This is a genomic window from Bacillus sp. FSL K6-1006, from assembly GCF_038593175.1.
Classification (GTDB): Bacteria; Bacillota; Bacilli; order Bacillales; family Bacillaceae; genus Bacillus; species Bacillus safensis.
In genome coordinates, this window is record NZ_CP151970.1 from 3,157,947 (window position 1) to 3,177,219 (window position 19,273).

Consider the following 19,273-nt stretch of genomic DNA (forward strand, 5'->3'; position numbering starts at 1 on the left):
CTCTACCTCCGTTTTATGACGCAAAATACATACGGTCAAATGGAATTTCATACTGAGACACATGAAAACCTACGCCTTTCAGGCGCTTATTATAAACAGCCTTTGTCACAGAATAAGAGATTGGGAGGTAGACATTTTCATCATGGATATACGTCAATATTTCTTGATACATTTGTTTCCGCTTTTGCTCATCTGGTTCTACTAATACTTCCGTAATCGTCTCGTCCAGCCACTTTTTCTTTTTCAGTCCTAATTGAGCTTGATAATCAGCATGGGATGCTACACGGAATGAAGAGACATAAGTTTGTGGATCATAAGGAAGCCCCCAAGACAGCGAGTACATCAGATCGAACTTTCCTGTTTTTTGGCGATCTAAGAATGCCTGTTTTTCTTCTCCTCTAATATCCAGCTTGATCCCCACCTGCTTGAAATCTTGTTGAATCGATTCACTGATCGTTCTTTCCCCTGCATTATCGGAATTATAGTAAATAGCCACACTCAGCAGTTTGCCATTTTGATAGCGATACCCGTCTTCTTTCATCCTCCAGCCTGCCTCATCCAATATTGCCTCTGCTTTCTTCTTTTGATAAGTTTTCTTTTTCAGTGGAATATCTGCGTAAGGGACAGAAGGAGCAAGCAATGTGTGTGCCACCTTTTCCGTTCCATTTAAAATACCTTCTGTGATCATGTCCTTTTGAATGGCGTATTGAAAAGCTTCTCTTATTTTCGGATCTTTTGTGATTGGCTGGTTTGAATTAATCACAATCGATCTTGAACCAACAGGAGGGCTCACGGTAACACCATATTGCCCTGCTTCTTTTAAAGCCTGGAATGAGTCTCCATCAATCATGTCACCATCTGCTCCAAATAAAAGATCAATCTCTCCTTTTTGAAGCGCAAGTAAGATGGTTTGGTGATCCGGCATGACTTTCCATTTCACAGTTGAAATTTTCGGCTTTTGCCCCCAATAGTGGTCATTCATTTCAAAAACGGCATATTGATTTTTCTTATGTTCCTTTAGTACATAAGGACCTGTACCTGCATAGCTTTTAACTCCTTTTGCAGTCGTTCCAGCAATGAAGCTTTTTGGAGAAATAAAACGGAAGGGGCGTGTTAAGCCCAGCTCTTCTAACGCAGGATAATAAGGCTCTTTCAACGTGAGAACAAATGTATCGTCATCTACCGCCTTTGTGGATTTGATTTCAGATACGAGATTAAGCCAAGCGTTCTTTTCAATATTTTTGACGACAGCATCAATATTCAATTTCACTGCCTTTGCATTAAAAGGCTCACCATCTGAAAAAGTCACACCTTTTCGAAGATGAAAGGTGTAGGTCCTTCCATCCTTTGATATGTCCCAGCTTTTCGCTAAGGCAGGCTGAACGCCCTTCTCTGTATTAACGACAAGCGATTCAAACACCATATTTTGAGCAGCCATCTCTCCGCCGTATAGATGGGGATTGATGTCCCTGATATCTTTTGTACTTGCATACACGAGCTCATCTTCTTCTCTATCATTGCAGGAAGATGCTTTGTTTTCAGAGCATGATGCCAATAAAAAACAAGCCATCACTGAAAACAGCATCAAGGTGTATGTCACATAGGGATGCCTTTTCTCATATTTCTTTTTTATGTAAACAGGTTGATCATTCATATGTACTTCCCCCAATTCAACATTATCGTAATCATTACGATTATTAATCGAAATGATTACGAATTGAATATTAGCATACAGAAATGGGAAATACAACGTCTTTTCATAAAAAAAACAGACTCATGATTGAGTCTGTTTCGCTTGTATAAATTGGTCGATCACCTTTAATGCTTTTTCTGTTCCACCTGCCGCTTGGAAGCTTTCTTCAATTTTCTCAATCCCCGCACGGTACGTGTCACTGCCTAAAACCTTCTCAACAGTTTCTCTTAGCTGCTTTGGTGTCAGCTGATCTTTATCAAGTGTACAGGCAGCAGATAATTCGGTCAGTCTTTGTGCCACCATCGGCTGATCTTTATCGACTGGAATGACGACCATCGGAACGTGGTAATGAATACCTTCATTGACACTATTCATCCCGCCGTGCGTTATAAACACATCTGTCAGTTCGAGCACTTCAAGCTGCGGCACATAAGGCTCGATCAGAAAATGAGCAGGCGCCTCTTTTAAGAGAGAACGATCTACTTTTTCACCTGTTGCGATAATCACTTTTCCGTCAAAGTCTTCGAAAGCATCTATACACATATTAAAAAATGCTTCTGTATCCCCAAGAACGGTGCCCATGGAAATGAAAACGACTTTTTCTTGCTCAAGTGCTTCCAGCGGGAAATCATGCTGGTCGGCTCTTTTTAGAAAGCTCGGTCCAATGAAAACAAACGAATCGTTTAATGAATCAACAGAAGGCTGGAAATATTCACTTGTATAGACGATATTCAGTTCTCCACGGTTTTTCATAAATTGCATCAAACGCGTCGGCTGAACGCCAAAACGCTCTAGTATTTTTTCTAACAGATGATCGGCTTTCTCATCCTTTCTGTATAGCGGTGTATCAAAATGCGCCTCTTGCAGCACAAAAGATGGGTTGGAACCGATGCTTGGAATGTGCAAGTAATCTCGAACAAGCTCCCCTGCCCCAAACATATCAAAGTAGACCAAATCAAATGAATGCTTCTCAGAAAGTGTTTCCACCACCTCTAAAATATCATAGGATGTTTGCAGCATGGCATGAAAGAACGGCTGCATAGAATCTAAATCTCCTTCTTCCACATGTAATGTCCGAATATAGTCTGGATGTATATGTACGTGAGCGCCTAAGCGTTTGATTCGTTCCTCATAATGTACAGTTGTGACCGCATGCACTTCATCGCCTCGATCCGCCCATGCTTTAATCATTCCTAACATAGGGTTCACATGTCCTTCAGCTGGAAACGTAATCAATAAAATCTTCGCCACAAGAAATTCCTCCTCATTGTCAATTCCCTTCCATGTTAATCATATACAGCAAGCCGGCTCAACAAATACGCCTGAAAAGGGAAGAAATGAGGCTTACGTCCAGTATTTCATGGAGGGACATGAACATAACGCCTTCTCATGAGCAAACATCCAATATAACCCTTTATTATTTATTTTTGTATAATTAGTCATAATATTATTTTCAGCTTCATATTGGAGGGATATTTTGTGAAAGACTTGGAGAAATACAGTTATTTAATCATCATTCTTTGTCTGGCAGCAATGATTGTGACAAATTTCACCGTGAATAACAATACAATAAAAAATACTGTATCAGTGATCGGAAGTATCATCGTTCTTCTAACAATTATACCTGCGGCTATTTACAGGAAAGGCCAGAAAGGCAGGTAACTCCTTTATAGCAATAACCCCCACTCTTATGTTAAGAATGGGGGTTACTTTATTATACTCGAATAGATGTTGCTGGCTTGCAACCAGATCATTTTTTCACTTCCCTCACCCTAGTGAACGATAAACCCGAATGAAAACAAAAAAACCTCTCTCCATATGAAGAGGGGTTCATGAAAGACCTTTAACATCGTAAGCAAGGTCAAGTACGCGCTCGGAGGGATTCGAACCCCCGGCAGACGTGGTACCGGAAACCACCGCTCTATCCAACTGAGCTACGAGCGCACGATATGTTTTTTGAACGTCAGCATATCAAATTATAAGGGAAATGCTGCGAGAAAGCAATGATTAATCATTCGTCATGATGATGTATTTTCTTACTTTGTATTCATACACTAATATGATGGTTTGAAGTGGAATGATTTTGGGGAAAATGGATAGGGGTATTTGAATTTAGGTCAGCGTTTTGTTTGACCTTTATTGACCAAAAATGTATCATTGAATTACATACTTACCTAAAAGGTGAAGGAGGAACATTATGAATTTAATACCTACAGTCATTGAGCAAACAAATCGTGGGGAAAGAGCTTACGACATTTATTCTCGTCTTTTAAAAGACCGTATTATCATGCTTGGTTCTGCGATCGATGACAATGTTGCCAACTCCATCGTGTCACAGCTGCTTTTCTTAGAAGCTGAAGATCCAGAAAAAGATATTTCTATCTACATTAACAGCCCTGGCGGTTCAATCACAGCTGGTATGGCCATTTACGATACGATGCAATTTATTAAACCAAAGGTATCAACTATTTGTATTGGTATGGCTGCATCTATGGGTGCGTTCCTGCTTGCTGCTGGTGAAAAAGGTAAGCGTTATGCTCTTCCAAACAGTGAAGTCATGATTCACCAACCACTAGGCGGTGCCCAAGGTCAAGCAACTGAAATTGAAATTGCGGCAAAACGAATCCTTTCTTTACGCGATAAACTGAACCAAGTACTTGCTGAACGTACTGGTCAGCCAATTGAAGTCATTGAGCGCGATACAGATCGTGACAACTTCAAAACAGCGGAAGAAGCACTTCAATACGGACTCATTGACAAAGTCTTGACCCGTAATACAGAAGACCAAAAATAATCATCACAACACAAACCGTCTGTTCCTGAACAGACGGTTTTTTGTTTTCATCATACTTTAAGACAGCTCCGTCCATTCTGCTGAAGAGACGGTGTTTGATAAGAAGCCATCTGCGTGATTAATTCCTCCGGTTCACTCGAAGCATGTAACAATTGAAGGTGAGATTCATTCGAAAAACCTTCCTGTACACTGAATTTCACCATGTCTATGAGCGGGTTGAAGTAGTCATTCACTTGATACAATCCAATCGGCTTTTGATGGATGCCGATTTGTGCCCAGCACAGCACCTCAAATAATTCTTCATATGTACCAAAGCCGCCTGGCATCGCAATAAACCCATCGGCCAGCTCGCTCATTTTCGCTTTTCGTTCATGCATGCCTGTTACCTCAATTAGCTCTGTCAGCTCTTGATGCACGACTTCTCCTCTAAAAAGCCCCTTAGGCATGACCCCGATCACTTGCCCGCCATGTCTCATGACCTCATCGGCAATCGCGCCCATTAACCCAATACGCGATCCGCCGTAAACAAGACGAATGCCCTGCTTCGCCATATAAGCACCCAGCTCTACAGCCTTTTGTTTGTAGACATCATTTACACCTGGATTCGAACCAGCAAACACACAAATCGTTTTCATCAAAACAGCTCCATCTCTCTCTATGATTTCTTCACCCACTCATTCTACTATAATGATTTGTAAAGAAACAGCCGTTTCTTCTATATATAGTGTAAAATCAAAAGAGTGAACACCATATAAGGAGCTGTTATAGAGAGAATGCAAACAACTGAGATGGAGAAGTGGATCAAGGATTTTTATCAAACGAGAAACTGGACAGAATACGGACCGTTTATCCGGTTAGGCTTCTTAATGGAAGAAACGGGAGAACTCGCTCGCGCTGTTAGAGCAATAGAAATCGGACGAGACCGGCCTGATGAGCAGAGACAGGAATCATCTGAGCTGAAGAAAGAACTCATTGAAGAAATGGGAGATGTTTTAGCAAATCTCCTCATTTTAGCGGATCAATATGATGTCACAGTAGAAGAGGTCTTCAGCGCTCATCAACAAAAACTCAACAAACGCTTTTCTGGAGAAAAAGAGCCAGTAAAAAACACGTGACCAAGCTGTCACGTGTTTTTTATGCCTTAAAGATGCTGTGGTGAGATGTCATCCGTTCGTTCAAAGAAATGCTGTTTTCCGATATGATGGAATAGACCTGTTCGATGCAAAAGCTCCTTAGGCTGTGATTGAAGTCCAACGATCATCAGCTTTCCATTATGATGCTTTAACCGATTGGAGATATTCATTAGAACCGCTTCTGCCGATGTGTCCATGTAATTGACTTTATTCATAAGCAGAATGAGCGTTTTCGGTTTTGTTTGGACATGATCCAATATCGAATTTTCTAATGAATCTGTTGTTCCGAAAAAGAGCGGCCCTTCAATGGAATACATACTGATCCCTTTCTCCTCTGTCTGTTTTTCTAAAGCAGCTGCTGTTTCCATTTGAGGAACAGCGACATTGGTATGAATATTGGTCGTCTGGCTCATTTTTTTGATAAAGGCGATAAACGCTAAAATGAGACCAGCAGTGACGCCAATAATCAAATCACCGATGACTGTGAGCAGGAAGGTCACGACCAGTACAAGCGAATCAGCATTTTTCACTTTCAAAATATTGATAAACTCTTTTCTCTCACTCATATTCCAAGCAACAAACATTAAAATCGGTGCCATTGCAGCAAGTGGAATCATCGACGCATACGGCGCAAATACCATTAAGATCAGCAAGACGACAACGCCATGCACCACACCAGAAATCGGACTTGCCCCGCCATTTTTTATGTTCGTGGCCGTTCGGGCAATAGCTCCCGTCGCTGGAATTCCTCCGAAAAGCGGTGCCGCCATATTGGCAATTCCTTGCCCCACAAGCTCTTTATTGCTGTCATGCTTAGAGCCTTTCATATTATCAGCGACCATTGCGGATAAAATCGATTCCACGCCGCCTAAAAGCGCAATGACAATTGCTGGAGGCAGGAGGTATATCATTTTTTCAATCGTCAATTCAGGAAAAGCGAAGGTTGGCAGCTGACGAGGGATTTCACCATATGCAGAGCCAATCGTTTCAACTTGTCCTTGAAAAAAGAGAACGGCTAGAAACGTAGAAGCCAATAGACCTAATAGAGCACCAGGTATTTTGGGAATGTATTTTTGTGCCGCCAAAATCACGATGAGCCCGATGACGGCTGTGATGATGGCGAGACTGTTTGAGGTCCCAAGATGGACCACGATTTCTCTCATATTGAGGAAAAAGCTTTCATGTTTTTCAACACCCTTTAATCCGAGGAAGTTGGCAATCTGTCCTGAAAAAATAATGACAGCAATGCCAGCAGTAAAACCGATGATAACCGGACGAGGAATAAATTTCATGAGCTTTCCTAGTTTGAATATTCCGAATAATACAAGCATACAGCCTGCCATAAAACCGGCAATGAGCAAGTTTTCAATACCGTACTGGCTGACGATCCCGAATAAAATGGGAACAAACGCCCCGGTCGGCCCGCCGATCTGATACTTTGAACCACCAAACAATGAAATCAAAATGCCGGCAACGATGACTGTATATAATCCATATTCTGGTCCGACACCAGATGCTATGGCAAATGCCATGCCTAAAGGAATTGCCACAACCCCCACGACAAGCCCAGCGATTAAATCGCGTCTAAACTTTGATGAATTGTACCCTTCAAATCTTCCATAAAAACGCATGGTATGTGTTGGCCTCCTTCAAGTATGTGTAGATGATTTAGGTATACTGCGGGTCAATCAGTTTATCTTTCACAACGACATCCAGCTTTCCTGTTGCTGGGTGAATCACCAGTCCATGAACAGCCACATCACTTGGCATCAGTGGATGCTCTTTCACTAATTTCACACTTTGGGCCACGCTCTCTTCAACTGAATCAAAGCCTGTCAGCCAGCCCTTTAAATCAACTCCTGAGTTTTTCACAATGCTTAAGCATTTCTCTTCGATTCCGCGTGCTTTCGCCTTTTCAAGTAAAGGGTCCGCCGCAAGACCTGCCATTCCGCATTCATGATGCCCTACAATGCATACTTCCTCTGCCTTTAGTTCATAGATGGCTAGCAGGATACTCCGCATCACACTGCCGAACGGATGTGTCACGATGGCGCCTGCATTCTTAATGATTTTTGCATCCCCGTTGCGCAGTCCCATAGATTGCGGCAATAATTCCAAAAGACGGGTATCCATGCACGTTAAAATAACCAGTTTTTTCTCAGGAAATTTCCCCGCTTTGTAAGGCTCATAATGTCTCTTATTCACAAACTCTGAATTGTGCCGAAGAATCTGTTCTAATTTTGACTCCATTTTGCCATCTCCCATCTTTTTTTAAGTAACGTAAGCTCGTGCCTGTCCTCCTTTTCTTTCTTGTGTTCTCAAGAATAGAGAAGAAAAATGATAGAAAAAAAAGAAAAAAATGAGAAAACGATGAGAAGAAATATCATCATTTTCTCTATTTTACGCTGCATCCCAACGGCTTCGCGGGTTTGTTTTCAATCTATTGTTCTCATCACACCAAAAGACAATAAAATGGTTTAGTAGAAAATGACCATCCCGTTTAATACATTTCAAATATAATAAATTTTCTACCAAAAAGTCTCGATCTATTTTCCAGTTTGTCAGATAATCTCTCGTAAAATTTTGCAATTTCACATGTCTCATCTACTATCAGCTTATTTTTATATAGATAAAAAATGCATCAGATGGCATAAGAATCTACTTTTTCACTAAGAAAATGTCTTTCTTTACCGTTATTTCAGTATATTAAATATTGAGCTGCTAACATTCAAACGTGTTCTGCCGAAATCGTTGCTATATAATAAAAGGAGTAAGATGACCATGTGAAAGGAGCGAATTGACTGTGACACCACACATTTTTGTCGCCAAACCCTTACCTGCCTCTTTTGAAGAAATGCTAAAGGAACATTGTACATACGAAGTTTGGCAATCCAAAGACCCTATTCCAAGAGACATTTTGTTTGAGAAGCTGCAGCATGCTGATGGTCTTTTAACGTCTGGAACAAAAATCGATCAAGAGCTGTTAGATCACGCACCAAAACTCAAGGTGGTGAGTAATAACTCTGTCGGCTATGACAATTTCGATATAGAAGCGATGAGGCAAAGAGGCGTGATTGGTACGCACACTCCTTATACCCTCGATCATACCGTGGCTGACCTTGCCTTTTCGCTCATTCTCTCTTCTGCGCGAAGAATCGCCGAGCTTGATCGTTTTATCCGTGAAGGAAAATGGACGAAATTCGTACAGGAGGAAGAGATCTTTGGCATCGACGTACATCACCAAACGCTCGGTATTATTGGCATGGGACGTATAGGAGAACAAGTGGCCAAACGGGCAGCACATGGTTTTGATATGAACGTTCTTTATCATAACCGAAGCCGGAATGAAAAGGCTGAAACGGCGTATGGCGCTGTCTATTGTGCACTTGATGATCTTTTAAAACAAGCTGATATCATCGTGTTGATTACACCGCTGACCGAGGAAACATATCATATGATAGGGAAACGAGAATTGAAGTTAATGAAGCAAACGGCTTTATTTGTAAACATTTCCCGCGGGAAAACAGTGGATGAAAAAAGCCTCATTCAAGCACTTCAGGAGGGATGGATCAAAGGCGCTGGTCTTGATGTGTATGAGCAGGAACCGCTTCAAGAGGATCATCCTTTCAAAGAGATGAATAATGTCACCTTAGCCCCTCACATCGGTTCCGCTACTGAAACAACAAGGGATCTCATGCTGAAACGAGCCATTCATAATGTGATTCATGGAATAGATGGGAAGGCGCCTGTTGATGTTGTGAAGGAGCTTGCTTCATCTTGAACAGATAAGACGCAGAAACTGCGTCTTTTTATTTATTTCTTTTAGGAGACATCAGGAGAAAAGACTCATTTTAGCAAATATCCTGATTCTTTACATTTCCTTTATGTTCGGGTGCTATAATATGAGCTAGACAAGCATCAAGAGGACGGCATCCGATTTCCTTAATAGGAGGATGAAGATGAAAAGATTAAGTTCGATTTTTACTATGTTCGCTCTGATCGCTGCTATTCTGTTTTCTGGATTTGTCCCGCAGCAAGCTCATGCAGAAACACCTCTTACACCAACAGCCACAACTGAAACTGCTTCTATTCAGCTCACGCCGGATGTGCGTACCCTTGCCGTCATTAATACGTTTGATGGTGTAGCAGATTATTTAATTCGCTACAAACGACTGCCTGATAACTACATTACAAAATCACAAGCAAGTGCTCTCGGATGGGTGGCATCTAAGGGAAATCTAGCCGAGGTGGCGCCAGGTAAAAGCATTGGTGGAGATATTTTCTCAAACCGGGAGGGACGTCTTCCTTCAGCAAGCGGCCGAACATGGCGTGAGGCAGACATCAACTACGTTTCAGGCTTCCGCAATGCAGACCGTCTTGTGTATTCAAGCGACTGGCTCATTTACAAAACAACAGACCATTATGCGACTTTCACCCGTATTCGATAATCAAAAAAGACAGCCCTATTTGATCTGGGGCTGTCTTTTCGTATGGTGGTTTACGGTATCAGGTTTTTCACGTAATCCTCAAAAGGAATCGGCAGCGGCTTTTTCGACACTTCTTCGTGTTCATGTGTGGTGACATGATCCTCAGTAACGATCACACGTCCTGTTGGCGTGAGCTTTGACGCAAGCGGTCTTTTGTTAAATGGAGAGGATTCATTTTCATAAATCTCGTGTCTCATTTGGACCAATACAGCCTCGTCCACCTCGTTCAATGTGAAAGCATAGCCTGTTTCAGCGCCATCTCCCTTATCTAATTGGAGCAGATGTGTCCCTTTTTCGGTTTCCTCAGCTTTGACGCGAAACCGCATTGACGCTCCTTCCACCCAATCTCCTGTAAAAGGCACAGGCTGAAGAGGTAAATTCACACCAAATCCCGCATCAATGAGAAAGCGTTCGTTGTGATGCTTCAACATGATGGCTACGTGCGTGCCATCAATTGCCCACGTACCCGCTTCTTTGTTATACACTGTGCCTTGAAGAAGCTGTACAGAAAGCCCTGCCTCTTTTAACACATAGTATAAGAGAGGATTGAGATCGTAACAAAGACCTCCTCTGTTATCTTCAAGAAGATGCTGCTTCAACCCTTCTTGATTCAAAGCGTAGGATTGTTTGTTCAGAACAGCTCTATTTTCAAACGGAAAGGTAAAGGCCATTTTTTTTAATACTACAGGCAAGTCATCAAAGGTGATGGACTGGCCTTCATATTCGATCTTCTGTAAAAAAGCTGATTGAATCATGACATTCCCTCCTAAAAAAACTGAGCCTTTGAAGAGACTCAGTTTTCTTGATTGATAAAATCCGTTAACGCCTCAATGGCTTCTTGTTCATCTGCACCATCTGCAATCAGTGTGACAGTAACCCCAGAGCTGATCGCAAGACTCATGAGACCCATAATGCTTTTCGCATTGACTTTTTTCCCATCTTTCTCTAGAAAAATATCAGCACCAAAGCGATTGGCTTCTTGTACGAACAAAGCAGCTGGACGTGCCTGCAGGCCTGTTTTCAGCTGGATGGTGACCGTTTTTTCCACCATATGATCTGCCTCCCTTTTTCATTCTCCTATTTGAGTGTAACAGCTTGTCCGTTTCGTAATTGTTCTGCGATTTGATCTAGCTTTCTTAAACGGTGGTTAATCCCTGACTTGCTGATCTTGCCGCTTTCTACCATTTCTCCAAGTTCCTTCAGCGTGACCTCTTGATAGTCGACTCGCAGTTTGGCAATTTCACGAAGCTTTTCCGGCAGGGCATCAAGTCCAATTTTTTCATCAATGAATTGAATGTTCTCGACCTGACGCAGTGATGCACCAATCGTTTTATTCAAGTTTGCTGTTTCACAATTGACGAGCCGGTTGACGGAGTTCCTCATATCTCGGACGATCCGCACATCTTCAAAGCGAAGCAGTGAGTTATGAGCGCCCACGACACTTAAGAATTCCGTGATTTTTTCTGCTTCCTTCATGTACGTAATGTACCCTTTTTTGCGCTCAAGTGTTTTACTATTAAGATGAAATTGATTCATCAGTTCACAAAGGGCATCATTATGTTCTTTATATAGTGAAAAAATTTCAAGGTGATAGGAGGACGTTTCTGGGTTATTCACAGAACCGCCTGCTAAAAAAGCACCTCTCATATAGGAGCGCTTGCAGCATCTTTTCTTCACAAGCTCTTCTGAAATATTGCGCTCAAATACAAATTGCTCACCTAATATTTTTAAATCCTCTAAAATGGTTCTCGCTCGTTCTACCAGTCTGACAATATACACGTTATTCTTTTTCAATCTCATTTTTTTACGGACGAGCAGTTCGACTGTCACATCGTATTTCTTCTTGAGCAGCGTATAAATCCGTCTTGCAATGGCTGCGTTCTCTGTCTGTATATCTAAAATCAATTTTCGATTAGAGAAAGATAATGAACCGTTCATACGGATGAGGGCAGAAAGCTCTGCTTTTGTGCAGCAGTCCTTCACGTCCAGATTAGTCAGCTCTTTTTTTGTTTCGGATGCAAATGACATCCTTGCCACCCCCATTCCTATTTTTTCTGATGCAGCAGGTCGACAAGCAGCGAGGCTACTTTCAGCGTGTCATGACGAATGACATGCTGGTCATATGTAATGATTTCTCCAGGAATCACTTCTAGTCCCATTGCTTTCAGTGCATCTGTGTCGAATTGGACAGGCTGTGCCTGTTCTTCTGCATATTTTGCTTTGATTTCTTCCGGAATTTCTTTATTGTTCACAAAAATCGTATCGATAAATGGACGATCCATATGATCATTTAATGCCTGAACATGATCAGCTGCACTGTAGGAAAGCGTTTCCCCCGGCTGCGTCATGACATTGCAAATATATACTTTTTTCGCCTTAGAGCGAATCACTTCTTCTCCAATATGCGGGACAAGCAAGTTAGGCAAAATACTCGTATACAGGCTGCCGGGCCCAATGACGATCAAATCCGCCTCACGAATGACTTGGATGGATTCTGGCAGCGGTTCAATCGTATCGGGAGTGAGGAACACGCGTTTGATTCGCTCACCATAGGTGGGAATTTTCGATTCTCCTGTCACCATTTGCCCATTTTCTAATTCAGCATGAAGAACAACACTTGAATTTGCTGCTGGCAATACTTTTCCTCTCACATTTAAAACCTTACTCATTTCAGTGACGGCATGAAAAAAATCACCGGTTATATTTGTCATGGCCGCAAGAATGAGGTTGCCGAGTGAGTGGCCTGTTAAGTCATTCCCTTTGTTAAAACGGTGCTGAAATAGATCTTCTACTAGCGGTTCCACATCAGAGAGAGCCGCAAGGACGTTTCGAATATCTCCTGGAGGGGGAATATTCAAATCATGCCGCAGTCTGCCTGAGCTGCCTCCGTCGTCAGCAACCGTTACAATAGCGGTAATGTCCACTGGCTTCGTTTTAAGCCCTCTGAGCAAAACAGATAAGCCAGTGCCGCCGCCAAGAATGACCACCTTTGGTAGTGTCGTCATCTATTTTCTGCTTCTCTTTTCAATGTCCCGGTGAGTGACATGTGTATAGTAGTCGTTTTTAAAATACTCCGATAAATAGTTGGCCAGCGTCACAGATCGATGCTGTCCGCCTGTACAGCCGATGGCGATCACAAGCTGGCTTTTTCCTTCCCGTTTATAGGACGGAAGCATAAAGCTGAGGAGATCGATTAATTTCTCTGTGAATTTTTGCGTTTCACTCCATTTCATCACATAGGAGCGCACTTCTTCATCGTTTCCAGTCTGTGGACGCATGCTCTCAATATAGTAAGGATTCGGCAGGAATCTCACGTCAAAGACAAGATCAGCATCTATCGGCAGGCCGTATTTAAAACCAAAGGACATCACATTTACTGTAAACACCTGTCCTTGATTGGTGGCAAAATGCGTGACAATTTTTTCTCGCAGCTGTTTCGGTTTTAAATCCGATGTATCAAAAATCATTTGAGACCGGCCTTTTAACTCCTCTAACAGCTCGCGCTCCATTTCAATTCCTTCGAGCGGCAAACCTGTTGTCGCAAGGGGATGCGAACGTCTCGTTTCTTTGTATCTTGAGACAAGCACCTTATCATTTGCATCTAAAAATAGAATTCTTGGCGTGATCCAGTCAAGATCACTCATTTCATCTAAGGCGGCAATTAAGCTGTCAAAAAATTCGCGTCCGCGCAAATCCATCACAAGAGCGACCTTGCTCATCTTGGAATTCGATTCCTTCATGAGCTCTAAGAACTTCGGTAAAAGTGATGGCGGCAGGTTATCAACACAAAAGTAGCCTAAATCTTCAAAGCTTTGAATGGCGACGGTTTTCCCCGCACCTGACATTCCTGTAATAATCACAAGCTGAATATCTTCTTGTTTGTGTGTATTCATGCCTGCTTCCTCTCCTTCTTTATGAAAACGGTTCATGTATTATTCTCCCTGAGGATCTAACCGATAAGCAATCAGCTCAAAGTCGGGTGTATACGTAAAAGTGCCGTGCAGTAGTCCTTTTCCTTTAAGCATGAAATCAAGAATATGGGAATCTCCTGGGGCCATCGGCAAATCAGGCACATCCTTTACGTCATGCCATTTTAAAACGCCTTCCTCTGACTCTGTTACGTTTTTTCCGGTAAATGAATCTGCCATGAAGGTGAACATCATCCACTCTTGAACGATTTGATCGCCTTCTTTTATGATAAAGGTAAAAACACCTTTCAGCTGCGGATTTAAAATATAAATACCTGTTTCTTCTCTATATTCTCGAACGACCGAATCCTTGACCGATTCTCCGCTTTCCATTTTGCCGCCCGGTGCTACCCACCAGCCCCGTCTTGGCTTTTGCAGCAAGAGAACTTGATCTTCGTGATGCAGCACACAATTGGTTACTCGTTGCATCAGCTGTCACCTACTCTTTTATGTCTTTAACTTATTATACAGGTTCAACCTGACTCCCACAATGAACATGCCCGTTCTTCCCCGAAAACAGACCGGTTTTCGTTTGAATCGTGTAACGGGCAATTTCTCTACTCTTTATTTTACAGCATCTAATGGTTCTCCATGCGTCATTTGTGAACATCTCGTGAATTTCTGATTTCAGGCAAAAAAAAGGACACGGATTCACATCCGTGCCAAACATGTATTCCTTATAAAAGGGGGTCAATTACTAGTTTCATCATAACGGAAAATTATTTCACCCGTGTTACATTCCAGTTAAAAGCCCATGACGCTATATTAAGGATTTACGACAGCCTTTTATTTCGTTGCTTTGAGTTTTTCAGCAAGCTCTTCTACATAATGCTGTGCGCTTTGTGCTGCAATACTTCCGTCACCTGTTGCTGTCACAATTTGACGAAGTGTTTTTTCACGAATGTCACCAGCTGCGAAAATACCTTCCACTCTTGTTTCCATTCTTTCGTTTGTCTCGATGTAGCCTTCTTTATTTGTAATGCCGAGATTTTCAAATGGTTTAGACAGCGGCAGCATTCCGATATAGATGAAGGCACCGTCTGTTTTAAACTCTTCCTCTTCACCAGTCACCGTATCAACCAATGTCACACTGCCGACTTTCCCGTTTTCTTCATTGATCTGTTTGACGGTTTTGTTCCACTTGAAGTCAATTTTTTCATTATCAAAGGCACGCGCTTGTAAAATGCTTTGTGCACGAAGTTTATCGCGTCTATGGATAATCGTTACTTTAGAAGCGAAGCGTGTGAGATACACACCCTCTTCTACCGCAGAATCACCGCCGCCAATGACGACAAGCTCTTTGTTTTTAAAGAAAGCCCCGTCACATACTGCACAATATGATACGCCGCGGCCGCCAAGTTCTTTTTCACCTGGTGCCCCGATTTTTTTGTATTCAGCCCCTGCCGCGATAATGACAGAGCGTCCTTTGTATTCTTTTGAGCCGGCTTTGACGATTTTGTATTCTTCACCGTTCACGATTTCTTTAATATCGCCATATGCATACTCTGCACCGAATTTCTTCGCATGCTCAAACATTTTATTTGAAAGTTCCGGCCCCAAAATGCTTTCAAAGCCAGGATAGTTCTCGACATCTTCCGTATTCGCCATTTGTCCGCCTGGAATTCCTCTTTCAATCATTAATGTTGAAAGATTTCCCCGTGATGTATAAACAGCGGCTGTCATTCCGGCAGGACCCGCTCCAATGATGATCGTATCGTAGATTTTTTCTTCTGACACAACTGTCACTCCCTCTTCAATTGCTGCTCGCATTTCTTATTAGAATGCCCTTGGGTGATGCTTCCATTCATGACAGAGAGCATCATTTCCACTCTTAGCTTTTATTCCTTACCCATATCCTATTAAATCTGCGGGGAATAAGCGAATCATTTGCTCATATCTTCAAAAAAAGAAAAAGCTTCCTTAAACTGCTGTTTAAGGAAGCCTGTTTACGGTTATATAAAAAGTAATGATTTATTCAACGACTCTTCTTACAACGCCATTGAAAGCTTTTTTCCAGTATACGTTGTTCATTGAGTCAACTGAAACACCGCGAGAGCTGTTATCGTTCAAGAATGAACCGTTTCCTAAGTAAATACCAACGTGTCCATTTACTTTATACGTATCAAAGAACACAAGGTCTCCGCGTTTCATGTCAGATGCACTTACAGCTCTTCCTTTACCTACAAGCGTATCTGTTGTTGTACCGCCAACTGGTCCAAGGTTGATGCCTGCTGATGCAAATGCCCAGCGAACGAATGAAGAACAGTCAAATCGACGTGCGTCAATATCGGCTTGTGATCTGCCGCCGCCCCATTTATATGGAGATTGTCCAACAATCGTAGAACCTGTGCTGATCGCACCTTCAATTCCGCCTACGTTACTGCTGACAGGTGATCCACCGCCAGAAGATGGCTTCTTGCTTGGTGAACTGCTGTTGTTATTATTGTTGTTGTCATTAGATGATCCACTGTTACTTGAAGACGGGCTGCTATCGTTATTTGAGCTGTTGTCTTCCGCTTGGACACTAGCTTGACGCTGCTGCTGTTGTCTTTGCGCTTTTTCTTCTTTTGCTTTTTGAGCTGCTTCTCTTGCTTCTTTTTCAGCTTGTTTTTGTGCAGCTACTGTTGCGTCTTTTTCAGATGCGATGCTGTTAGCCTCACTGTTTAACTCACTGATTTCAGAAAAAGCACTTCCTTTTTGCTTTTTCACTTGCTTGAATAGCTTGTCTTTTTCATCAAGCTGTTTATTCAAGTCTGATTGAAGCGTTTCAAGCTTGGCAAGTGTGTTTTGCACATTTTCAAGCTTTGTGTTTAATTCGTTTTCAGACTTTTGAAGTTCTGCTTTGTCTTTTTCCTGCTCTTTAATGATTTCACTGTCTGCGTTGATCAATGTAGATACTGCACCTGCACGACTGATGAAATCGCTAAAGCTTTTTGCTCCTAGTAATACATCTATGTATTTCGTAGAACCGCCGCTCTCTTGAAGGGCACGTACACGCTTTTTCAAGAACTCGTTTCTTTCTTCAATACGTTTTTCTGTATCAGCAATTTCTTTTTTCAGTGCTTTGATTTCTTTTTTTGTTTTTTCATTTTCTTTTTGTTTTTCTTCGATTTGATCACTTGTTTTTAAAGCTTTCTCATCAATATCTTTAAGCTTTTGAGCAAGTGCCTCTTGTTTTGCTTCAAGCTTTGAAAGCTCTTCTTTTTTCTTTTGAAGATTCTTGTTTACCTCAGATTGCTTGCTGTCTAGTTCTTGTTTCTTTTGTTCAAAGTTCTGTGCGTTTGCTTCATGCGTAAATGGAATAAATAAACCGCTCGCTCCGATCACCGAAGCTAAACCGAAAGTAATAAACTTTTTCACGAATAGTTCCTCCTTTGACAATTTCCCAAGCGACATTAGAAAGCAGCAAATTCTCTGCGATCAATCTGTGCTCTCTATGTCTTTCTTCCTGATTGTTCAGTCAGTTGTTGACCAGATTGTTTCTATCACTAGGTGTTTCATTATGTATAGTAAAATATTTAAATATCTATCTTTATTTTAATCCACGAGTTTCATTATACATGAGACATCGACAAAATGAGCTAATATTTTTATTACATTTATGTTTCAAAAACATGTCGTGATTGTCATACTTCGCCAATTCCTTGCAAATCCCACCTTTTTATCCAAGAAAAAAGCATGACCTTTTCGGCCATGCTCGGATGTTCTGAATCTATTTACCTATTTAATCGATTAACGTACAGATCTCTCGTTCGTATTTAGACAGTGTTTGAACACTGATCTGAAAAGCGGACGCAACATCTTTTTTGCTGACAGCTGCTTCTTGTTCATTCATCCATAGATAATAAGATGCTGCTGCCCAGGCAGGTGCATTTTTCTTATCAATACCAGAAGCACGTGCCTGCTGAATAATATGGAATAACCAAAAATAAGGCATATGGCTGTCAGGCTGAACCGCTTCCTCCAGACTAGATGCCGCCTGTTTTGCAAAAACTGCATCTTCTGAAAAAGACTTTTCTTTCATTTCATCTTCATATAAAAGCAGTTCTATGAATTGCTGTTCAAAGGCCGTTTTCGCTGCGCGTGCATCAAGGACAGACTGCAGAACGTCACGTTCCCCTTTTTGTTTACTGACATAGTACGCAGTCAGCCGTTCCTCAATCGAGACCATTGGCTCAGTCACCTCAGGTTTATCCTGCCACGGCTTGATTTCATCTGCATCGATATCTTCTTCGACCATCTTATCCCAAACCGTTTGGGCGAGCGTCTTGTGGCCTGTATGATAGGCTGCGCTTGCAAGCCAGTATAAAAATGTACTATCTCCTTGAAAACCTGTTTTGTACAAAGAATAAAGCCATTTAAAGGCCCATTCAAATTCTCCCACAAGGGCAAATGTTGCACCAAGCTTATAACGCTGTTCACTTAGTATTGGATACACGTGCGTTAATTGCTTTGCTAACACATTGACCTTTTCTTCTTCTTTTTCATAATGGTAGAAGACTAGCTGATTGCAAAGGGCATGCAGATTACCGGGATTTTCAAGAAGGACCCGGTTCAACATTTCTTTCGCCTGATGGATTCGGCCAGAATAAAAATAGGCCAAAGCAAGATTATTATACGCTGACCAAAATTCTGGATACTCAACAATCATCTGTTCCAGCATCTCAATGGCTTCATCGAGTCTGCCGCTTTCTAGCAAATGGTTTGCTTGATCCTGCTTCACAATCAGGTCATCCTGATCATAAGGAAAATCTTCGTCCTCTTCGTCGCTCATATCGAGCAGGTCAAGAAGGTCTTCATTTTCATCCGCAAATTCCCCGTTCTCTTCCAGCGCGGCATAAGCAGTAGCTGATTTATATGCCTCTTGAAACAGTCCGAGATTCGCATAATTATTGGCTTTAAAATAGTGGCACTCAGACATGTTTTCATCGATGTGTTCAAGGATAAAATCAAGCAGTTCGTTTGATTGCTGGTAATGACCCATTTCAGTATAAATAATGGCAAGCTGTGACAGCATTTCTACATTTTCAGGCTCAAGTACGATGGCCCGCTGTATCAGCTTACTTGCTCTGGACAGATTTCTTTCTCTATATGCTTTAAGACCTTTATGAAAAAAGTAATGCCCATCTTGAAATAGCTGGACGACTTGTGTGTGATTATTTTGAGAAGTGTATTTACTCACCGATACCCTCCATTTC

The 19,273-nt window shown here is 41.9% G+C and carries 18 protein-coding genes and 1 tRNA gene; 4 read left to right on the forward strand and 15 right to left on the reverse strand.

The window, feature by feature from the left end; translation table 11 throughout:
• Positions 1-13: 13 nt before the first annotated feature.
• From nikA to NSS65_RS16530, 3 genes are all read right to left on the reverse strand, one after another.
• Positions 14-1,654: a nickel ABC transporter substrate-binding protein gene (gene nikA / locus NSS65_RS16520; protein ID WP_065214800.1), complete on the reverse strand. Its 1,641-nt coding sequence runs from the start codon at positions 1,652-1,654 to the stop codon at positions 14-16.
• Between the two features lie 120 nt (positions 1,655-1,774).
• Positions 1,775-2,944, reverse strand: a complete 1,170-nt coding sequence (locus tag NSS65_RS16525) for a macrolide family glycosyltransferase (protein WP_065214801.1) — start codon at positions 2,942-2,944, stop codon at positions 1,775-1,777.
• Between the two features lie 617 nt (positions 2,945-3,561).
• Positions 3,562-3,637: transfer RNA gene (locus tag NSS65_RS16530), tRNA-Arg, on the reverse strand.
• 253 nt (positions 3,638-3,890) lie between these two features.
• On the opposite strand from NSS65_RS16530, the gene clpP reads away from it, so the two are divergent.
• The gene (gene clpP, locus NSS65_RS16535; RefSeq protein WP_024427684.1) at positions 3,891-4,487 is read left to right on the forward strand and encodes an ATP-dependent Clp endopeptidase proteolytic subunit ClpP; all 597 of its coding nucleotides are present in this window, start codon (positions 3,891-3,893) and stop codon (positions 4,485-4,487) included.
• A 50-nt stretch (positions 4,488-4,537) separates the two neighbouring features.
• Here the strand turns inward: clpP and NSS65_RS16540 are convergent, their stop codons facing one another.
• Positions 4,538-5,122 carry a TIGR00730 family Rossman fold protein gene (locus tag NSS65_RS16540; RefSeq protein WP_342467317.1) on the reverse strand — a complete coding sequence of 195 codons (585 nt, stop codon included), beginning with the start codon at positions 5,120-5,122 and terminating at the stop codon, positions 4,538-4,540.
• A gap of 138 nt (positions 5,123-5,260) precedes the next feature.
• Between NSS65_RS16540 and NSS65_RS16545 the strand changes: the two genes are divergently transcribed.
• Positions 5,261-5,602, forward strand: a complete 342-nt coding sequence (locus tag NSS65_RS16545) for a MazG-like family protein (protein ID WP_034281021.1) — start codon at positions 5,261-5,263, stop codon at positions 5,600-5,602.
• 26 nt (positions 5,603-5,628) lie between these two features.
• Here the strand turns inward: NSS65_RS16545 and NSS65_RS16550 are convergent, their stop codons facing one another.
• Together NSS65_RS16550 and NSS65_RS16555 are read right to left on the reverse strand one after the other, a co-directional pair.
• A complete protein-coding gene (locus tag NSS65_RS16550; protein WP_034281022.1) occupies positions 5,629-7,251 on the reverse strand; it encodes a SulP family inorganic anion transporter in 1,623 nt (540 codons plus the stop codon).
• Positions 7,252-7,288: 37 nt separating this feature from the next.
• The gene (locus tag NSS65_RS16555) at positions 7,289-7,870 is read right to left on the reverse strand and encodes a carbonic anhydrase (protein ID WP_061110363.1); all 582 of its coding nucleotides are present in this window, start codon (positions 7,868-7,870) and stop codon (positions 7,289-7,291) included.
• Positions 7,871-8,423: 553 nt separating this feature from the next.
• On the opposite strand from NSS65_RS16555, the gene NSS65_RS16560 reads away from it, so the two are divergent.
• On the forward strand, positions 8,424-9,401 hold the full coding sequence (locus NSS65_RS16560; protein WP_144496401.1) for a D-glycerate dehydrogenase: 978 nt from the start codon (positions 8,424-8,426) through the stop codon (positions 9,399-9,401).
• Positions 9,402-9,579: 178 nt separating this feature from the next.
• Positions 9,580-10,068 (forward strand): ribonuclease, encoded by a 489-nt coding sequence (locus NSS65_RS16565; RefSeq protein ID WP_041115611.1) that lies wholly within the window; start codon positions 9,580-9,582, stop codon positions 10,066-10,068.
• Between the two features lie 50 nt (positions 10,069-10,118).
• Here the strand turns inward: NSS65_RS16565 and NSS65_RS16570 are convergent, their stop codons facing one another.
• The 9 genes from NSS65_RS16570 to NSS65_RS16610 all read right to left on the reverse strand — a co-directional run bounded on the left by NSS65_RS16570 (position 10,119) and on the right by NSS65_RS16610 (position 19,257).
• Positions 10,119-10,862, reverse strand: coding sequence for an arylamine N-acetyltransferase (locus tag NSS65_RS16570; RefSeq protein WP_144496402.1), 744 nt, complete (start codon positions 10,860-10,862; stop codon positions 10,119-10,121).
• A gap of 38 nt (positions 10,863-10,900) precedes the next feature.
• Positions 10,901-11,158 (reverse strand): HPr family phosphocarrier protein, encoded by a 258-nt coding sequence (locus NSS65_RS16575; RefSeq protein ID WP_024423549.1) that lies wholly within the window; start codon positions 11,156-11,158, stop codon positions 10,901-10,903.
• Between the two features lie 26 nt (positions 11,159-11,184).
• Complete coding sequence (whiA, locus tag NSS65_RS16580; protein ID WP_034281025.1) at positions 11,185-12,135, reverse strand: DNA-binding protein WhiA; 951 nt, start codon at positions 12,133-12,135, stop codon at positions 11,185-11,187.
• Between the two features lie 17 nt (positions 12,136-12,152).
• Positions 12,153-13,112 carry a YvcK family protein gene (locus NSS65_RS16585; protein WP_034281026.1) on the reverse strand — a complete coding sequence of 320 codons (960 nt, stop codon included), beginning with the start codon at positions 13,110-13,112 and terminating at the stop codon, positions 12,153-12,155.
• Positions 13,113-14,000 (reverse strand): RNase adapter RapZ, encoded by an 888-nt coding sequence (gene rapZ, locus NSS65_RS16590; RefSeq protein ID WP_034281443.1) that lies wholly within the window; start codon positions 13,998-14,000, stop codon positions 13,113-13,115.
• Positions 14,001-14,039: 39 nt separating this feature from the next.
• Positions 14,040-14,504 carry an 8-oxo-dGTP diphosphatase gene (locus tag NSS65_RS16595; protein WP_034281027.1) on the reverse strand — a complete coding sequence of 155 codons (465 nt, stop codon included), beginning with the start codon at positions 14,502-14,504 and terminating at the stop codon, positions 14,040-14,042.
• Between the two features lie 357 nt (positions 14,505-14,861).
• Positions 14,862-15,812 (reverse strand): thioredoxin-disulfide reductase, encoded by a 951-nt coding sequence (gene trxB, locus NSS65_RS16600; protein WP_087976242.1) that lies wholly within the window; start codon positions 15,810-15,812, stop codon positions 14,862-14,864.
• A gap of 234 nt (positions 15,813-16,046) precedes the next feature.
• Positions 16,047-17,435, reverse strand: a complete 1,389-nt coding sequence (locus NSS65_RS16605) for an NlpC/P60 family protein (protein WP_326135264.1) — start codon at positions 17,433-17,435, stop codon at positions 16,047-16,049.
• A 364-nt stretch (positions 17,436-17,799) separates the two neighbouring features.
• Positions 17,800-19,257, reverse strand: a complete 1,458-nt coding sequence (locus NSS65_RS16610; protein ID WP_144496404.1) for a tetratricopeptide repeat protein — start codon at positions 19,255-19,257, stop codon at positions 17,800-17,802.
• Between the last annotated feature and the right edge of the window lie 16 nt (positions 19,258-19,273).